The 15,471-nt window shown below is 68.1% G+C and carries 16 protein-coding genes and 1 pseudogene; 12 read left to right on the forward strand and 5 right to left on the reverse strand.

Annotation, left to right across the window (positions count from 1 at the left end; translation table 11 throughout):
* Positions 1-300: 300 nt before the first annotated feature.
* On the reverse strand, positions 301-1,308 hold the full coding sequence (locus tag Q9G87_RS15545; protein ID WP_305917046.1) for a saccharopine dehydrogenase family protein: 1,008 nt from the start codon (positions 1,306-1,308) through the stop codon (positions 301-303).
* A gap of 106 nt (positions 1,309-1,414) precedes the next feature.
* Here Q9G87_RS15545 and Q9G87_RS15550 point away from each other — a divergent pair, with 106 nt between their 5' ends.
* Positions 1,415-2,005 (forward strand): TetR/AcrR family transcriptional regulator, encoded by a 591-nt coding sequence (locus tag Q9G87_RS15550; RefSeq protein ID WP_305917047.1) that lies wholly within the window; start codon positions 1,415-1,417, stop codon positions 2,003-2,005.
* A 260-nt stretch (positions 2,006-2,265) separates the two neighbouring features.
* Here the strand turns inward: Q9G87_RS15550 and Q9G87_RS15555 are convergent, their stop codons facing one another.
* Positions 2,266-3,240 carry an aldo/keto reductase gene (locus Q9G87_RS15555; RefSeq protein WP_305917048.1) on the reverse strand — a complete coding sequence of 325 codons (975 nt, stop codon included), beginning with the start codon at positions 3,238-3,240 and terminating at the stop codon, positions 2,266-2,268.
* 86 nt (positions 3,241-3,326) lie between these two features.
* On the opposite strand from Q9G87_RS15555, the gene Q9G87_RS15560 reads away from it, so the two are divergent.
* Both Q9G87_RS15560 and Q9G87_RS15565 read left to right on the forward strand, forming a co-directional pair.
* A complete protein-coding gene (locus Q9G87_RS15560) occupies positions 3,327-3,956 on the forward strand; it encodes a TetR/AcrR family transcriptional regulator (RefSeq protein ID WP_305917049.1) in 630 nt (209 codons plus the stop codon).
* A gap of 410 nt (positions 3,957-4,366) precedes the next feature.
* Positions 4,367-4,753, forward strand: a complete 387-nt coding sequence (locus tag Q9G87_RS15565; protein ID WP_305917050.1) for a hypothetical protein — start codon at positions 4,367-4,369, stop codon at positions 4,751-4,753.
* On the opposite strand, the gene Q9G87_RS15570 is transcribed toward Q9G87_RS15565, so the two are convergent.
* Both Q9G87_RS15570 and Q9G87_RS15575 read right to left on the reverse strand, forming a co-directional pair.
* Complete coding sequence (locus Q9G87_RS15570; RefSeq protein WP_305917272.1) at positions 4,716-5,540, reverse strand: S1 RNA-binding domain-containing protein; 825 nt, start codon at positions 5,538-5,540, stop codon at positions 4,716-4,718. The two genes, Q9G87_RS15565 and Q9G87_RS15570, sit on opposite strands and share 38 nt — an antisense overlap.
* A 680-nt stretch (positions 5,541-6,220) precedes the next feature.
* A complete protein-coding gene (locus Q9G87_RS15575; RefSeq protein WP_305917051.1) occupies positions 6,221-6,460 on the reverse strand; it encodes a hypothetical protein in 240 nt (79 codons plus the stop codon).
* A 171-nt stretch (positions 6,461-6,631) separates the two neighbouring features.
* On the opposite strand from Q9G87_RS15575, the gene Q9G87_RS15580 reads away from it, so the two are divergent.
* The 3 genes from Q9G87_RS15580 to Q9G87_RS15590 all read left to right on the forward strand — a co-directional run bounded on the left by Q9G87_RS15580 (position 6,632) and on the right by Q9G87_RS15590 (position 8,945).
* On the forward strand, positions 6,632-7,285 hold the full coding sequence (locus tag Q9G87_RS15580) for a TetR/AcrR family transcriptional regulator (protein WP_305917052.1): 654 nt from the start codon (positions 6,632-6,634) through the stop codon (positions 7,283-7,285).
* A 7-nt stretch (positions 7,286-7,292) separates the two neighbouring features.
* Positions 7,293-7,997 (forward strand): DUF998 domain-containing protein, encoded by a 705-nt coding sequence (locus Q9G87_RS15585; RefSeq protein ID WP_305917053.1) that lies wholly within the window; start codon positions 7,293-7,295, stop codon positions 7,995-7,997.
* A gap of 288 nt (positions 7,998-8,285) precedes the next feature.
* Positions 8,286-8,945: a class I SAM-dependent methyltransferase gene (locus tag Q9G87_RS15590; protein ID WP_305917054.1), complete on the forward strand. Its 660-nt coding sequence runs from the start codon at positions 8,286-8,288 to the stop codon at positions 8,943-8,945.
* A gap of 596 nt (positions 8,946-9,541) precedes the next feature.
* On the opposite strand, the gene Q9G87_RS15595 is transcribed toward Q9G87_RS15590, so the two are convergent.
* Positions 9,542-10,240 carry an SDR family NAD(P)-dependent oxidoreductase gene (locus Q9G87_RS15595; RefSeq protein WP_305917055.1) on the reverse strand — a complete coding sequence of 233 codons (699 nt, stop codon included), beginning with the start codon at positions 10,238-10,240 and terminating at the stop codon, positions 9,542-9,544.
* A 73-nt stretch (positions 10,241-10,313) separates the two neighbouring features.
* Between Q9G87_RS15595 and Q9G87_RS15600 the strand changes: the two genes are divergently transcribed.
* From Q9G87_RS15600 to Q9G87_RS60680, 6 genes and pseudogenes are all read left to right on the forward strand, one after another.
* Positions 10,314-10,904 (forward strand): TetR/AcrR family transcriptional regulator, encoded by a 591-nt coding sequence (locus Q9G87_RS15600; protein WP_305917056.1) that lies wholly within the window; start codon positions 10,314-10,316, stop codon positions 10,902-10,904.
* A 128-nt stretch (positions 10,905-11,032) separates the two neighbouring features.
* Positions 11,033-11,836: a maleylpyruvate isomerase family mycothiol-dependent enzyme gene (locus Q9G87_RS15605; RefSeq protein ID WP_305917057.1), complete on the forward strand. Its 804-nt coding sequence runs from the start codon at positions 11,033-11,035 to the stop codon at positions 11,834-11,836.
* Positions 11,837-12,231: 395 nt separating this feature from the next.
* Entirely contained in the window at positions 12,232-13,809 is a 1,578-nt protein-coding gene (locus tag Q9G87_RS15610) for an alpha/beta fold hydrolase (protein WP_305917058.1), read from the forward strand.
* Between the two features lie 214 nt (positions 13,810-14,023).
* Entirely contained in the window at positions 14,024-14,356 is a 333-nt protein-coding gene (locus Q9G87_RS15615) for a YciI family protein (protein WP_305917059.1), read from the forward strand.
* Positions 14,356-14,511: pseudogene (locus tag Q9G87_RS60675) on the forward strand (RNA polymerase subunit sigma-24); the annotation flags it as partial. The gene Q9G87_RS15615 and the pseudogene Q9G87_RS60675, both read left to right, overlap by 1 nt.
* Complete coding sequence (locus Q9G87_RS60680) at positions 14,481-15,242, forward strand: sigma factor-like helix-turn-helix DNA-binding protein (RefSeq protein ID WP_371825780.1); 762 nt, start codon at positions 14,481-14,483, stop codon at positions 15,240-15,242. The pseudogene Q9G87_RS60675 and the gene Q9G87_RS60680, both read left to right, overlap by 31 nt.
* The last annotated feature ends 229 nt before the right edge of the window (positions 15,243-15,471 follow it).

A 15,471-nucleotide genomic window follows, 5' to 3' on the forward strand; every position in this document is an offset into this window, starting at 1 on the left:
TGGCCCCGGCGGCTGGCGTTGGTGGTGGCACCGGCGTACGGCGAGTCGTTCGCGTCGTGGGTGGATCGGATGGCACTGCGGAACGGATGTCCGCCGTGACGATGGCCGAGGCGTTAGGGCTGGATGTACGCGCGTCAAGTGATGTCCGTACCCGCGAGCTCGGCGGGGCGGTCGGGCCGCGGTCGCCGTCCTCGGTGTCGAGACGCCCAGGCGAGCCCGGCGGGCGGCCCGTGCCTGACAGAGCCATCATGAACCAGGTCATCTCACGGGTGCGCCGCCCGCGATTCTCGATCGGCGGAGTCAGTGATCGCCGTGCGCTCCGGTAAGGGTGGCGCCGATCTCCGCCATCCGCTCGGCCGCGTAGCCGGGGTCGATCAACGCTTCGGGGGTGTGGAGGCCGGGCGGCACGGGGTCGCCGCACAGGCCGAGCAGTCGCTCGACGCCGAGGGCGACGCCGAGCGCCGTCAGGGGACGCTGCCCCTCCGGGTGGAGGAGGTAGCGGCTCATCCTGAGTGGTGCGCCCGCGCGGTCCACGCCTTCGAGGTCGATCCTGACCTCCGTGGACCCGGGCCCGCCGCGCCGCCTGCCCGCCGATTCACCGATAGCGAACGCGAAGCGGACGTTGGGCGCGCCCGTCGCGACAGCCAGGCTCGGCACGTCGAGGATGGGGACGATCTGGCCGGGCAGCACGGCGCCATCGACGCTGGTGACCTCCACCTGCGCATCGGGGCCGCTGACCCAGTCGAAGACGCCGTCGCGGCGGACGTGCCCCGCCGAGGTGGCGGCCAGCAGGCGTGCCATGTCCGCCGTGGCCGCGGGCCCGCCGCTGTCCTGTTCGTCCAGCACGCCGCTGACCTCGATGGTGTCGAGCCGGTCGAACTCCCTGGCGAGGCCGAGCACCGCGAGGACGACGAGCCCCGCGTACCAGTGGCTGGCCAGCAGGATCGGCGCCGCACCGGCTTGCAGGCCGGCGGCGACAACCTCGGGGCCGATGTCGACCAGGCTGCTGGAGATGCTGACGTAGGGCAGGCCGCGGTCCTGTGCGTAACGCAGTCCGTTCAGGTGGCTGTCCCACACCGTTGCCACGACCGCCGAGTAGCCGTCGGTCCCCTGGAGGCCGAGGTCGCCTCGCTGCAGATCGATGGTCACGGCTGTCGCGCCGCCGAGCTCATCGGCGACCCGCCGGGCGCGGCCGAGATCGCGGCCCGCGATCGTCAGCGGCAGCTCCGGGTACCACCGGCGCAGGAGGGCTGCGGTCCCCGCGCCCGCCTGGCCGGATCCGCCCATGATCAGTACGGAGTGCTCCACGGTGATGTCCTCTCGCTAACCTACATTCTGTAACCTACATTCTGTAACCTACATTCTGTAACTTACATTTTGTAGCTTATGCTGGGAGGCAATGCAAGGGAGGACGATGACCACGGGATCGACTCGCCTGTCCAAGCCGGCCAGGCGGGAGCAACTGCTCGACACCGCCATGGCGATCGTGCGCGCCCACGGCACCGACAGCCTCACGCTACTCAGCCTGGCGGAGGCCGCCGGAGTGAGCAGGCCGATCGTCTACGACCACTTCGGCACCCGCTCCGGCCTGCTGATCGCGCTCTACCGGCGGCTCGACGAGCGGCACCGGGCCGCCTCGAAGGAGGCCCTGCGTGACGCCCCGGCCGTCCCCCGCGAGATCGCCCGCGTCCTGAGCACCGCCTACTTCGCCTGCGCCACCGACATGCCGGAGTGGACCGCCATCTCGGCCGCGCTCAAGGGGAACCAGGAGATGGAGGCGATCGAGCGCGAGCTGCTCGACGGCTACACGGACCTGATGGCCACCGCCCTGCGGCCGTACTCCGGGCTCACGCAGGAAGCCCTCCGGCTGCGCTGCGTCGGCGCGCTGGGCGCGGCCGAGGCGATCGCCGCGGAGCTGAACCGGGGGCGGGCCACCGTCGCCGAGGCCATCGCGGCGCTGACCGACCTGACCGTCGGCAGCATCGACGCCGGAGCCCAGGACTGACGCTGTCGCGGCCCGTTGTGTGGTGGTGCTGTGGAGGTATCGGGCGGGCCCCGCGCAAAGGGTCGCCCTGGGCGGGGCGGCGTCCCTAACCCTTGATACCGCGGCCTTCCGCCCCCAGCGCCTGGCCGGGCCTGATCCGGTCTTGCGCGTCGCCTGGCATCCGCTGCCCTGCGTGGCCCGCCCCCGGCATCGCGTCTATCTGCCGGCTGGTGTCCGAGCCGTACCCGAATAGGAGAAAAGGCCGTGCCCGGTCAGCGGGGTCAGTCCCAAGTGGGGAGCATGCCCTCGGGGTAGCGGGCGCCGAAGCCGCCGGTCGGGAGGATCTCGGCGATGCGCTTCAGGTCGGTGTCGTCGAGGGTGAGGTCGGCGGCGGCCACGTTCTCCTCCAGCCGCTGGATGCTGCGGGTGCCGGGGATGGGGACGATGTCGTCGCCCTGGGTCAGGAGCCAGGCCAGGGCGAGCTGGGCGACGGTGGCGTCCTTGGTCGCGGCCAGGTCGGCGAGCCGCTGGGTGGCCTCCAGATTCTTCTCGTAGTTGCCGGGCTGGAAGCGGGCGTCCCAGGTGCGCATGTCGGTGGGGTCGTACTCGGCGCCGGGCTTGGCCTGCCCGGTGAGGAAACCCCGGCCGAGCGGCGAGTAGGCGACGAACCCGATCCCGAACTCGCGCAGGACGGGGAAGAGGATCTCGGCGTCCCGCTCGAACAGGGAGTATTCGGTTTGCAGGACCGAGACGGGCTGTACGGCGTGCGCGCGGCGGATGGTGTTCGCCCCCGCCTCACTCAGCCCGAAGTAGCGGACCTTGCCGGCGTCGATGAAATCCTTGACCGTCCCGGCCACGTCCTCGATCGGCACGTTGGGGTCGACGCGGTGCTGGTAGAGCACGTCGATGACGTCGACGCCGAGGTAACGCAGGCTGTTGTCGACGACCTCGCGGATGTGCTCGGGACGGCTGTCGACATCGCCCTCTCTGGTGCCGGTGAAGTCGAAGCCGAACTTGGTCGCGATGACGACCTCGTCGCGTATCGGGGCCAGCGCGGCGCCGACGATCCGCTCGTTCTCGCCCTGCCCGTACAGCTCGGCCGTGTCGAAGAACGTCACGCCCAGCTCGTGGGCCCGACGGATCGTCGCGATCCCCTCGTTCTCATCCGACGGCCCATAGGCCAGGGAGATGCCCATCGCGCCGTATCCCAGCGCCGACGCCGCCAGCCCCTGCCGTCCGAGGGTCCGTTGCTCCATGATGCGTCCTCATTCCCGCAGATGTAAGAGTGCTCTAACATAAGTGATAGTACTCTAACATTGAGAAGGGAGGAGAATCGTTCGCCGTGACCAGACCCACGACGCAGAAACGCGGCTACCACCACGGCGACCTGCGCGCCGAGCTCATCCGCGAGGGCCTCGCGCTCCTGGCCGAGTCGGGCGTCGCCGGTTTCTCCGTGGCGAAGGTCGCCGCCCGCGTCGGCGTGTCATCGGCCGCGCCGTACCGTCACTTCCCCGATCGGGAGGCACTGCTCGCCGCCTGCGCAGCCGCCATCATCAGCGACATCACCGAGGTTCTCGTCGAGGCGGCCGAGCGGGCGGGGCCCGATCCCGTGGACCGGCTCGCTGCCACCGCGGGCGCCTACACCCGCTTCGTCCTGGAGCACCGCGCCGGCCTCGACCTCGTCTACTCCTATGACTTCGCCGAGCCCCACCGGCCGACGGTCCAGGAGCAGAGCCGCCACCTCACGGCCGCCCTCATGCGCCTGGCCGCGGACGTGCTGCCCGCCGACACCTCCTGGGCCGACACCGCCGATTTCGTCTACGTGCACCTGTCCACCACGCACGGCTACGCCACCCTGCTCTTCAAGGGCACCCGCCCGCCACAAGGCATCGACGATCACGCGGTTCGCGCTGTCACCGCGGCCCGTGACCACATCACCGGACATCTCCTTCGCCTGCGTAACGCCCGCTGACGAATCCGGCGACGACTCACTAGGCCAGCGGGTGTGCAACCTGGCGATGGGCGCAATAGTTACACCCTGGCGCCACCTATCGCAAGATCGCCAGTTAGTCTTTGCGATGTACGATGCGGACTCTTCCGCAGGATGGACCAAGAACGCGAGCTTCGAGAATCCCCCGGTCAAGCGCTCGGCGTCCTACTCCCTGATGCCTCCGCGCGGAGTCATAGCCCTCCCTCAAGGGGACGCGATCTTCGACCGGGTACTGCCAACTTTGATGACGCGAGCGCTGATATTTCGACACCTATCGAAGTGACAGCGCCCAGGTTAGGAGCGGGCTCCACTGTCATCTTCGCTGCGTCCAGACAGTCCGTGTCTGACGCTCTTGAAGACGACAGCGGCCGGCGTGTCAGGAGGAGGGGACGGTGGCGGCAGACCTGGCGAGTATGAGCGAACGGGAGTACTTCGCCTTCGTGGCCAAGCGGTTGGGCATGTTCGTGGTGGGGTCGAGGCTTGCTGGGGTTGAAAGTTTCCTGGACGGCTATGACCAGCACGCGCTGCGTCATGGAGGTCCGGGCCTGAGCGGCTGGCGGGAGTGGCTGGTGGCTCGGCGGGGCCAGGAGTGCGGTCACGGCTGGGCTGGCCAGGTGCGCCATATCGCTCTCTCTGAGGGGTGTGGGCAGTGGGAACTGACTCATGATGAAGAGGCCAAGGTGGTCGAGGTCCTCTTCGCGCTGCTGGACGAGTTCCTCGCTGTCCGGGAGACGTCGGACGCTAGTGGTTCTTCCCGGACGATCGGCGCGACAGGGTGAGCCGACGCCGCTGCAGATCGATCTCGATGATGATCACAGCGACCTCGTCCCCGATCTGAACCGCGTCGCCTGATGCCTCAACAGTCGTGGCGGCAAGTTCACTGAGGTGGATCAGGCCTTCGACGCCGTCTGTCACGCGGACGAAGACGCCGAAGGGCACCACCTTGGTCACCGGCCCGTGCCGGATCTGGCCAACGTGAGCGCGGCGCGCGAACTGCTCGAACGGGTCGGGCTGGGTGGCCCGCAGCGACAAGCGGGCCTCGCCATTGTGGGTGTCGAAGACGAGGAATTCGCAGGTGACACGCTCGCCTACGGAGACGACCTCGAAGCGGCGCCAGGACAGCTCGGGCATGGTGATGAAGCCGACGCCGGGGAAGACGGGGTGGTCGGGTCCGTCGTCCAGATCGACAAAGACGCCGGAGCGTTCGATGGCCGCCACGGTGCCGGACAGCCGCTGTCCCGGACGCAGTGACTTCAGATAGGCCCATAGCGGGGGGTTCTCGGTCGCAGACCGCGAGAGCCGAACCTGTCGCTCGGGGAGATCAACGGCGATCACCTCGGCAGAGACCCGGCCGCCAACTTCAAGGATGTTGGCGGCCGAGCTCCCGAAGGACCCCCAGGAAAGATCGAGCGGGCCGATGACACCGACTGGAGCGCCGGCGAAAGCGTCGAGAAGCACGGTCGTTCCCGATCGCGTGATCTCTGCGACGGTCCCGGTGAGGACATCGCCGACGGTCACGGTCCTCAGAAACGCGGCGAGGGACGATTCCTCCTCCACGGTCCCCATGGCTCCAAGACTAGACAAGTTCGAGCCCTGAAGCCCCAGTGCCCAACCGACGCACATTCATGGCACTTGATCTTCGGCTGCGCACTGCCAACTTCGATGACGCGAACACTAACATTTCGACGCCCATCGAAGTGACAGTTTCCAGGTCAGGAGCAGGTCCTACTGTCATCTTCGCTGGGTCCAGACAACTGTTGTCTGACGGCCTTGCAGATGGAAGTGCGTCACGCCATTTGGAAGCGGACATGGCAGCGGGCCATCGGGGTTGGCAGTAGCGGCGTGTACGGCAGGAGGTTCGGCCCGGGTGAGCGTGTGAGCGATAGATGGCCAGTGTGAGCAGTAGGTGGCCAATCCGAGAGTGGTAGTTGGCCACCCCGCTTGAGCCCGATCGCACTAGATGCAACCTGCTCACGGTTGTTGGTACCACCTCGGCGGTCGACGTGCTCCTGGTCCTGTTCCGCCAGGTCAGCGCCCCAAGCTCGTGCCCAGAAGGCTGAGAACTCCACGCTGGTGCCAACAACCGTGAGCCGTCGGTGCCAACAAGCCTGATCCGCCGAATCGAGTTGAGCAGGTCACTGCCGCCCACCGGTTCCAACTACCGTGATCCGGCTCACCGCTGCGACCCCCCAGACATAGATGGCGGTTCCCAGGTTTTGTTGGCGGCTGAGTAGTAGAGGTCGTGATCAGGTAGTGTCGATCATCCTCGCCAGGGATGCGGCCAGCTTGCGGAGTTCGATCACGAGGCTGGGGTAGTGGAGGCCGGGGCGGTCGCGCTGCATCCGCGACCAGATCGTGTTCCGCCGGAGCATCCAGGCGTGCTGGATTTCTGGGGGTTGGGCGGCCTCGACAGGCCGCGGCGCGAAGTGATGCTCGCCTGCGGTGAGCTCGACCCAGACGAAGATGGAGGCGATCTGGCGGGCCACCACCTGCGGCTGATCTGCGTCGTCGGCCAGATGGACAGGGGTGCGCTGAAGAAGGCGGCGGAACGAGCACGCCCGGTCGTGAGTGACGGCGGCACCGGGAGATTCCCTTGGCGCCCCTCCAATACAGATGTATCGTCGCGATAGGCGATACATCTGTATTGGAGGGGTCGGGTGGAGCAGCCAGGCGCACCCCAGGCGCCGGTCGAGCTGAAGTCGCGAGCCCGGATCCGGGATGCCGCATTGAAGCAGTTCGCCGTTCACGGCTTCAAGGGGGCGACCTTCCGGGGGATCGCGCGGGAGGCAGGAGTCTCGCCGGGGCGCGTCCAGCATCATTTCCCGTCCAAGCAGGTGCTACGCGACGAGTGCGACGCCTATGTCCTGACGTTTCTGCGTACGGCCATGAGCGACGGCGCGGTCGGCGGTGCGGTGGCCGATGCCGGTTTCGTGGCCGATACCCACCGCACCGTCTCCCTGCTGGTGCCGTACCTGGCGATGTCGCTGATCAGCGATGCCGCCACCGCGCCGCGCTGGTTCGACGAACTGGCCGAGCTGCACCACGGCGTTCTGACCGGCGGGAAGCTGGGGATACGGCTGCCGGAGGGCGAGGACGTGGAGGCCATCGCCGCCGTGTACACGGCCATGGAGCTGGGGCTGGCCATCCTTTCCCGGCACATCTATCGCCGGTTGGGTGCCGACGAGAGCGATCCCACGGCAACGGCGCGAATCGGCCGGGCGCGGCTGTTCCTGGCCACCGAGCGGCTGATCGGTGCGGAATTGGCGGCCGCCATCAAGGAAGGGCTTGACCGCTACCAGCGGATGGAGTGACTGGCCGATGCATGGTGAGGGAAACGCCCGGGCAAGGGCGACGGCAAGCGGGGAGCGAGGGCTGCTGGTGTGCGGGGTGATCGGTCCTGCTCTCTTCGTCGCCGTGTTCCTGGTGACAAGTGCGGTCCATCCGGCGGGGTACGACCCGCTCCGGCACACGGTGAGCGCCTTCGTGCTCGGGGAGTTCGGGTGGGTGCAGCGCGCGAGCTTCGTCGCCAGCGGCGGGCTGCTGCTGGCATACTCCGTCGGGCTGCGGCCGGCGCTACGGCGCTACGGCGGCGGACGGTGGGTGCCGGTGCTGATCGGGCTGTTCGCCATCGGGATGATCGGCTCCGGGGTGTTCGCCGCCGACCCGGTCGCCGCCGGGGTGACCACCGCCCATCCCTATCCACTGGGAACGCCGGTGTGGCCGGACCGCACGCTGCACGGCGTCCTGCACGACCTCTTCGGGACTCCGGTCTTCCTGGGACTGCCGGTCGCCTGCTGTGTGGTCGCCTACCGCCTTGCCGCGGCCGGGCACAAGGGGTGGGCCGCCTACTCGGCAGGGACCGCCTTAGCGTTCCTAACCGGCTTCGTGCTCACCGCCATGGCGCTGGCCCAGCCTCCGCTCATCCCGTCGATCGGCGGGCTGCTGCAGCGCCTCACGATCATCATCGGGTGGGCCTGGCTGGCCGCGCTGGCCGCGTACCTGATCCGCAGGACTACCCGATGAGGCGGACGCGCCGTACCGTCTCGATCGGGCCAGCTCTCACGAGGGCGCCCTGTGTAGTGCGACTCCCACCACGCGACCTCATCAAGATCGTGTACGCAGCCGCCAAGAAGACCTCGGGACTCCCGCCAACAAAATCCTGGGAACTCCCGCAATCCCGCAGATCGGTCAACTCCCAGCCGCCATCTATAACTGGGGGTCGCACCCGCACCCCGTCAGGAGAGACAGAGCCCTCACAGGTCGACGTTGTCGGTGTTGCAGCCCGGCGAATGATTTTGTGATAGTCGATCCATGAACTCGGCTGATGGCGGGAACCTGCAAGAACTACTCGACGAACAGGTCGTCTACTACCGGGCGGTTGCCGCGGAATACGAGCGCCACGCTCTACCGTTTCCCGGAGCCGCTGAGCTGTCGGCGGCGCTTGATGCGTTCCGGCCGACCGGCAGCGTGCTCGAACTCGCCTGCGGCCCAGGCAGATGGACCACCCAGCTGCTCCAGCACGCCGCTGATGTCACCGCTGTGGACGCGTCCCCGGAAATGCTCGCCATCGCCTCGGCGCGGGTGGGCGAGGACGAGCGGGTGCACTTCGTGTCAGCCGACCTGTTCCGCTGGCAGCCGGACCGTCGTTACGACGTCGTCTTTTTCGGGTTCTGGCTGTCACATGTTCCGCCCGAACGCTTCGCGTCCTTCTGGTCGCTGGTGGCCGACTGCCTGAAACCGGAGGGGCGGGTCTTCTTCGTCGACGACGGCTACCGGACCGCCGACGAACTCATCGAGGGCGAGCAATCCGCGACCATACAACGCCAGCTCCTGGACGGGACCGCCTACCGGATCGTCAAAGTCCCGCACCAACCGCCGGACCTCGAACGACAGCTCGAGCGGATCGGATGGCGCATCAAGATTCACTCAACCTCTGGGCCGTTCTACTGGGGAGCGGGAAACCGAGCCTGACACCAAGAAAACTGCCACCTTCGATGCGACAGCTTCGGACCGCGTCTCATTCAACCTGTCACAACCCTGACCACAACCCCCGTCAATGACAAGATCATCGAGATGGCAGCCCAAGGGCGCCCTGAGCTTGAGCTGCCACTTGCCCGGCTGGCCGTCATCCCGATTCCTCTCAAGAAGGATGTCAATTCGCTGACCAGGGGATCACCGGCACCCTGCTCGGCGACTTCGAGGCGCCACCTGCGAGTCCGAGTCCATACCGCTACCTCGATCCGAGGCTTCGTTCGCGAGACCCGGCAGGTGGATCACTGAAACGTGGACGGACTTGAGCCTGCTCAGATCGCTGAGCCGCGCCGCCAGTGAGGGCGCTCCGTCGCGGAGATGGGCGGCGCGCTGAACAGCGAGGATACGACCGAAGCGCTCCGCGTCCGTGGGCTGTGAGGTCGCTTCTGTGATGGCCATGATGGTGTTCCTTTGCTGCTGGTGAGGGCGACGAAGGAGCAGTTCCGGCTAACGGCGGGCCATCCGGCCCATGAGCCGGACGGTCAGGCGGCGCGGCAGAAACTTGCTGACGAGGGCGAGCCGGCGGCCGTTGGTGATCATCGACGGGGGGCGGAGCGGCGGTCGAGCGTGTCGAGGGCCGTCCTGACGACGTGGGCAGAGGTGGCTCGCTTCGTGCCGTAGTCGGCCGACTGGCTGCCGGCGGCGTCATAGAACTCGGTCTGCGTAGCACCGGGACATACGGCGAGGACGCGTAGACCGGTGTCTCGGGTCTCTTCCCACAGCGATTCGGTGAAGCTGAGGACGAAGGCCTTCGTGGCGCCGTAGACACTCAGGTACGGGGTCGGCTGGAAGCCCAGCAGGCTCGCGACGTTGATCAGGACGCCGGTGCCGGCGGAGGTCAGCGGGTCGATGTAGGCGCGACTGAGGTCGACGAGGGCGTTGACGTTGAGCGCGATCATGCTCTGCAGTCGGTCCGGATCCTCGTCGGTGAGGGCGTTGTGGGTGGCGAATCCGGCGTTGTTGACGAGCCCGGTGGCGTGGATGCCGCGGGATTCGAGGTCGGCGCGCAGCGTGCGGCCGGCGTCGGGCAGGCCGAGGTCGCGGGCGATGACGGTCACCGTGACGCCGTGGGTGCGGGTGAGTTCGCCGGCCAGGCTCTCCAGTCGGTCCGCCCGGCGGGCGACGAGCACGAGATCCGAGCCGCGGCCGGCCAGTTGACGGGCGAACTCCGCGCCGAGACCGGAGCTGGCCCCGGTGACGATCGTGGTCTGGTGGCGGTAATCAATCTTGGTCACGCCATACACCCTACGCACATTTGTGCACTAAGTGCAAATTGCTTCATTGGATGAAATATCGTACCATCCGTGCATGACCCAGAAGCCGACATCTCTGCGTGAGCAGACCCGCAACGTGGTCCGCTCCCTGATCGCCCGGACCGCTATCGAGCTGTTCGCCGCCAAGGGGTACGACGACACGACGCTCGACGAGGTCGCCGCCGCCGCAGGTGTCTCCCGACGGACCCTGTTCAACTACTTCCGCAACAAGGAGGACCTCGCGCTCGGCGGCCTCTCCGAACAGGGCGAGCTGATCGCCGCGCGGCTCGCCGAGCGCCCGGCCGACGAGGACGTCTGGGCGTCACTGCGCGCGGCGTTCCAAGTGCTGGAAGAGATCGAGATGACGGCCGAGCGCCGGCTCGAGATGATCACGCTGCTGTTCGGAAACGACGCCCTGCGCGCCGGCCACGCCGAGAAGCAGGGTCGCTGGCAGGAGCTGCTCGCGCCGCTGATCGAGCCGCGGTTGCCCGACTCCGACCGCCGCGCCCTGCAGGCGCGCGCGATCGCAGCCGCGGCGATCACCTGCCTCCAGGCAGCGAACGAGGAGTGGGCGCGCCTGGGCGGACAGGTCGACCTGTTCGACCTCTACGACGCGGCCGTGGGAGCCATCCGCCGCCCGGCCTGAAGCCCGGCCCCGCCGGCATCACAGCGCGACGAGCCAGAACGACACCAGGCCCGCCGCTGTCTTCGGCGACCCCGGAAAACCCCGCAGAGAACCCGAGAACCACGGAAAACCAAAGAGAGGAAGACGACATGACCGAGCGCCTTCCCGCAGCGGACCTGCGGAACATGGTCGCCGCCCTCCGCGCGGAACGCACCGAGATGCTCGACTTCACGACCAGCCTCAGCGACGACGAATGGACGGCACCCAGTGCCGCGGCGGGATGGCGGATCGCCGACGTCGTCGCCCACATCGGCGCCACAGCGCGTGGCTTCTGCACACCCGCCGGGCTGCGCGCGGCCTTTGCCCCGAGTCTCGAACAGTTCAACGAAGACCCGGTCGCCCGGCGACGCGACTGGAGCCGGGCGCGGGTCATGGCCGAGTACCAGCTCGCCGGCCGGCGAGCCACCACGCTCCTCGAGGTCGTGCGGCGCACGCCCATCACCCGAGTGCGTGTACCGCTCGCCGAACTCGGTCGTTTCCCCCTAGGCCTGATGATCGGCGGAGCCCTCGTCTTCGACCACCACACCCACCTGCGCCACGACCTCGCCCCGGCGCTCGGCCGACCCGTGCCGTCCACCGACGCCGATCGAATGCGGGCGGTCCTCACCTGGATGATCGCCGTGCTGAGCAACCAGGTCGCGCAGGCGCCGCTCACCGGACTCGACGCCCGCGTCGCCCTGACCCTCACCGGCCCCGGCGGCGGTACGTGGTGGATCGACGAGGCGGGCGTCCTGACCCCGTCCGACGGCCCGGTCGCCGCGCACGTCACCGCCCCCGCACTGACCTTCCCCGACTGGGGCACACAGCGGTCGTCCTGGCGCGACAGCGACGTGACGATCACCGGCGACGCCGAACTCGCCGCCCGCCTCCTGGACGCGGTCAACGTCATCTGACCGGGAGGGCCCTCTCCAGCGAGCGCGGGCTCCCGTCGGGCCAGTGGACAGCCAGGGTGCTCGGGACACCTTGCTCGGGACCTCATCCGCGAGCCGCGGGCCCGACACAGCCCTCCGCTCACCCCGAAAGATCAATGCTCGGACAGCCAAACGGACACCGGAGGCCAGGAATGCGGTCACGGCTGGGCTGGACAGGTGCGCCATATCGCGGGGCAGTGGATAGAACCACACTCGGATTGCACTGTCACTTTGAATGTCGTTCAGTGGCCCTGATCAGACGCTGACCTCAATGACAGTGCCCAGGTCGGCCGCAACTCCCGCTGCCACGTCCATCGACGCCGGACCACCCTCATAGAAACGGTAAGGAAACAACCGCCGCTCTACTACTGATCCGCATGACGTACCGAACTTCACTGACGGCACTGGCGCTGGCGGGGTTGGCGGCGCATCCTTCCGCGGCGGGCGCCACCGCTACCGTCGCCGCGAGCGCGAGCGCCACCGCGAACCCCAGCTCGAGCTCCGGCGTGTCGTCCGTGCAGTGGAAATCCTGCCCGGCCTACTCCGATGAGGTGATCCGGAGCATGGGAGTGGCGGAGGACAAGGTTGCGGCGTTCCGCTCCTTGATGAAGCGCCTGGAGTGCGGCACGGTCAGCGTCCCGCTGAACCATCGTGACCCCAGCGGGCGGAAGATCGACATCGCGGTGACCCGGCTGGCCGCCACGGACAAGGCCCACCGGCTCGGCGCCGCTGCCGTCCTGCCGGGCGGGCCGGGCAACAGCGGATACCTGGACCCGGTCCTGCGGGCCGCGCTCAGGAACGAGGAGATGGCGGGGCTCAACGAGCGATACGACATCATCGGCTTCGACCCGCGCGGGGTCGGGAACAGCACCAAGGTCGCCTGCACCTTCTCGCCAAACGGCCCGCAGGAGCCCGGCACGCTGACCAAGGAGGCGGCCAGGAAGATATACGACGCCCAGGTCGCCGCCAACCAGAAGTGCGGACGCTCTGACCCCGCCTTCCTCGGACAGCTCACCACCGAGAACGTGGCCAAGGACCTGGACCTGGTACGGACCGCGCTGGGTGAGAGCAAACTCAACCTGCTCGGCTTCTCCTGGGGCACCTATCTGGGCATGGTGTACCGCAGCCTGTTCCCCGGGCACACCGGACAGGCCTTCCTGGACAGCGTGGCGCCGCCGTGGACCCGTATTGACGAGCACGCCAAGGACAGCGCGGAGGCGGCCGAGCGCAACTTCGGGCGCATGGCCGCCTGGCTGGCCCGCCGCGACGGGACCTACGGTCTCGGTGCCACCGCACGGAAGGTGCGCGAGGAGGTGGCGAAGCTGGTCCGCGCGTATGACAAGAGCCCCAAGACCTACACCGACCTGCAGCGGCCCATCGACGGCTCGGCCGTCGCCGACCTGGCCAGGCGCAACTCGACCGAGTGGGTGCGCGCGGGCAAGGCGCTGGCCGAACTGCGGACGGCGACGGGCACCACCGCCCCGCCCGCCGTCAAGGAGCTGCTCGGCGCACCGATGATGGGGGCGCCCGTGCCCGGCGCGCCCGAAACACTGAACAGGACCATGAACCTGGCCGTCGCGTGCAACGAGGACAGCAGCCGGGCCGGTTTCGACCCCGCCTGGCGTGACTACCAGCAGCTCGTGAAGCGCCATCCGGCGACCGGCCGGTCCTGGGGACTGCCTGTCATGTGTCCCGGCTGGCCGCTGCCGGTGCAGCAGGCCACGTTGAAGCGGAGCAGCGGGTCACTGGTGCTGGCGGGGCACCTGCACGAGTTCATGTCCGTCTACGACTGGACGCTGCAGACACGGCGCGCCATCGGCGGCACCGTCTACACGGTCGCCGACGACGTGCACGTGTCGACCACCCGGGTGCCCAAGTGCGCCGCCGACGTGGTGCGGTACTTCGAGACGGGCCAGATCGGCAAAGGTTGCGAGGGCAGCGCAATCCCGAGCTGACCACCGTACGGCGAGCACCCGGTTCATCCAGGGGGCCACGTAGCTCTCGCGGCGCGCCCGGGCAGGTTCCGGCCGGTTCAAGCAGAGACTCGTCACCACCTTGCCGAGCTGTGAGTCGCTCAAGATTTCCGGTGCCGGCCTGTCGATTTCGCGGCTCGGCATTCGTCTCCTTGTGTAACCATCCGGATGAGGAGGCGGAACGTTGAAGTACGTCATGCTGATCTACCAGGGCAGCTCCGAGGAGTGGGACGCGCTCTCCGAGGAGGAGCAGAAGCAGGTCTATGCCGACTACGGGGCGATCAACAAAACGCCAGGCGTCACCCCTGGCCTTCCCATGGGTCTCCCCGAGAACGCGACCACGGTGCGCGTGGAGGGCGGCAAGACCCTGACAACCGACGGTCCGTTCGTCGGAATGAAGGAAGCCGTCGGCGGTTGGTTCGTCCTCGAGGCCGACGACCTCGACGCGGCCATCGAGGTGGCCGCCCGCGTCCCGGCGGCCCGCCTCGGCGGCGCCATCGAGATTCGCCCCGCGCAGACCTATTGGTGATGACACTCGATCAGGTCTTCCGCGAGCGATGGGGTCGCGTGCTGGCCACCCTGATCGGCTTCCTCGGCGACTTCGACCTCGCCGAGGAAGCCGCGCAGGAGGCCTTCGCGATCGCCGCGGACCGATGGTCACGCGACGGCATCCCCGGCAACCCGCGCGCCTGGCTGATCACGACGGCTCGGAACCGAGCCACGGACCGCATCCGCCGCGAACAGGCCCTCGCCGCCAAGTCCGGCCTGCTCGCCGCGGGCAACGCTGCCGAGGTGCAGATGAACGCCACGACCTTTCCGACGAGCGCCTGGAGCTCATCTTCACCTGCTGTCATCCGGCGCTCGCGGTCGAGGAGCAGGTGGCGCTCACCCTGCGGACCCTCGGCGGGCTCACCACCGACGAGATCGCCCGCGCCTTCCTCGTACCGGAGCGCACGATGGCGCAGCGGCTGGTGCGGGCCAAGCGCAAGATCAAAGCAGCGCGGATCCCGTCTCGGGTTCCACCGCGCCACCTGCTCCGCGAGCGGCTCGATGCGGTTCTCGCCGTCGTTTACCTGATCTTCAACGAGGGCTACAGCGGCCGCGACGAGCTCGCGCGTCGAGACCGTGAACGGCAACCGCCAGCGGTCCGAGCTAGCGCGCAGCATTCGAAGGGCCGGTTGGGATCAGATCGCCCACTGGACACCCGGCGTTCCCGGCTCCGGTTTGTGGCCGCCACCGGACGAGATCGTGAAACCCAAACTCACGGTCACCCAATGGCTTCTCACGATCGACGTCCTCGAACGCTGGGCCGCGGCCGCTGGCCGCACAGGACGTCACGACACAGCCGCACAAGAACGCGACCTCCGAGAGTTGATCCTCTCCCGGCTTCAAGCGCACGGCGTCCGGCTCCCTGAAGGCTCCGCTGGCAACCCTGGGCCAGAACTCGCCTAGGCCGTGAGCAGGTTCCACTGTCATCTTCGCTGCATCCAGACAACTCCCCCGGACAGCGCTTTTGTCCGGTCCGCGCGGGACCGCGGTCGCGTCCGCCTCCGAGCCCGTACCGCGGTACTCCTTACGACGTACGGTCTGGGCTCGCAGCCGGAGTAGGTACCGGCAGGCGGTGGCCGCTGATAGCGGGCTGGG

The sequence above is a fragment of the Nonomuraea turcica genome, from assembly GCF_030718205.1.
Classification (GTDB): Bacteria; Actinomycetota; Actinomycetes; order Streptosporangiales; family Streptosporangiaceae; genus Nonomuraea.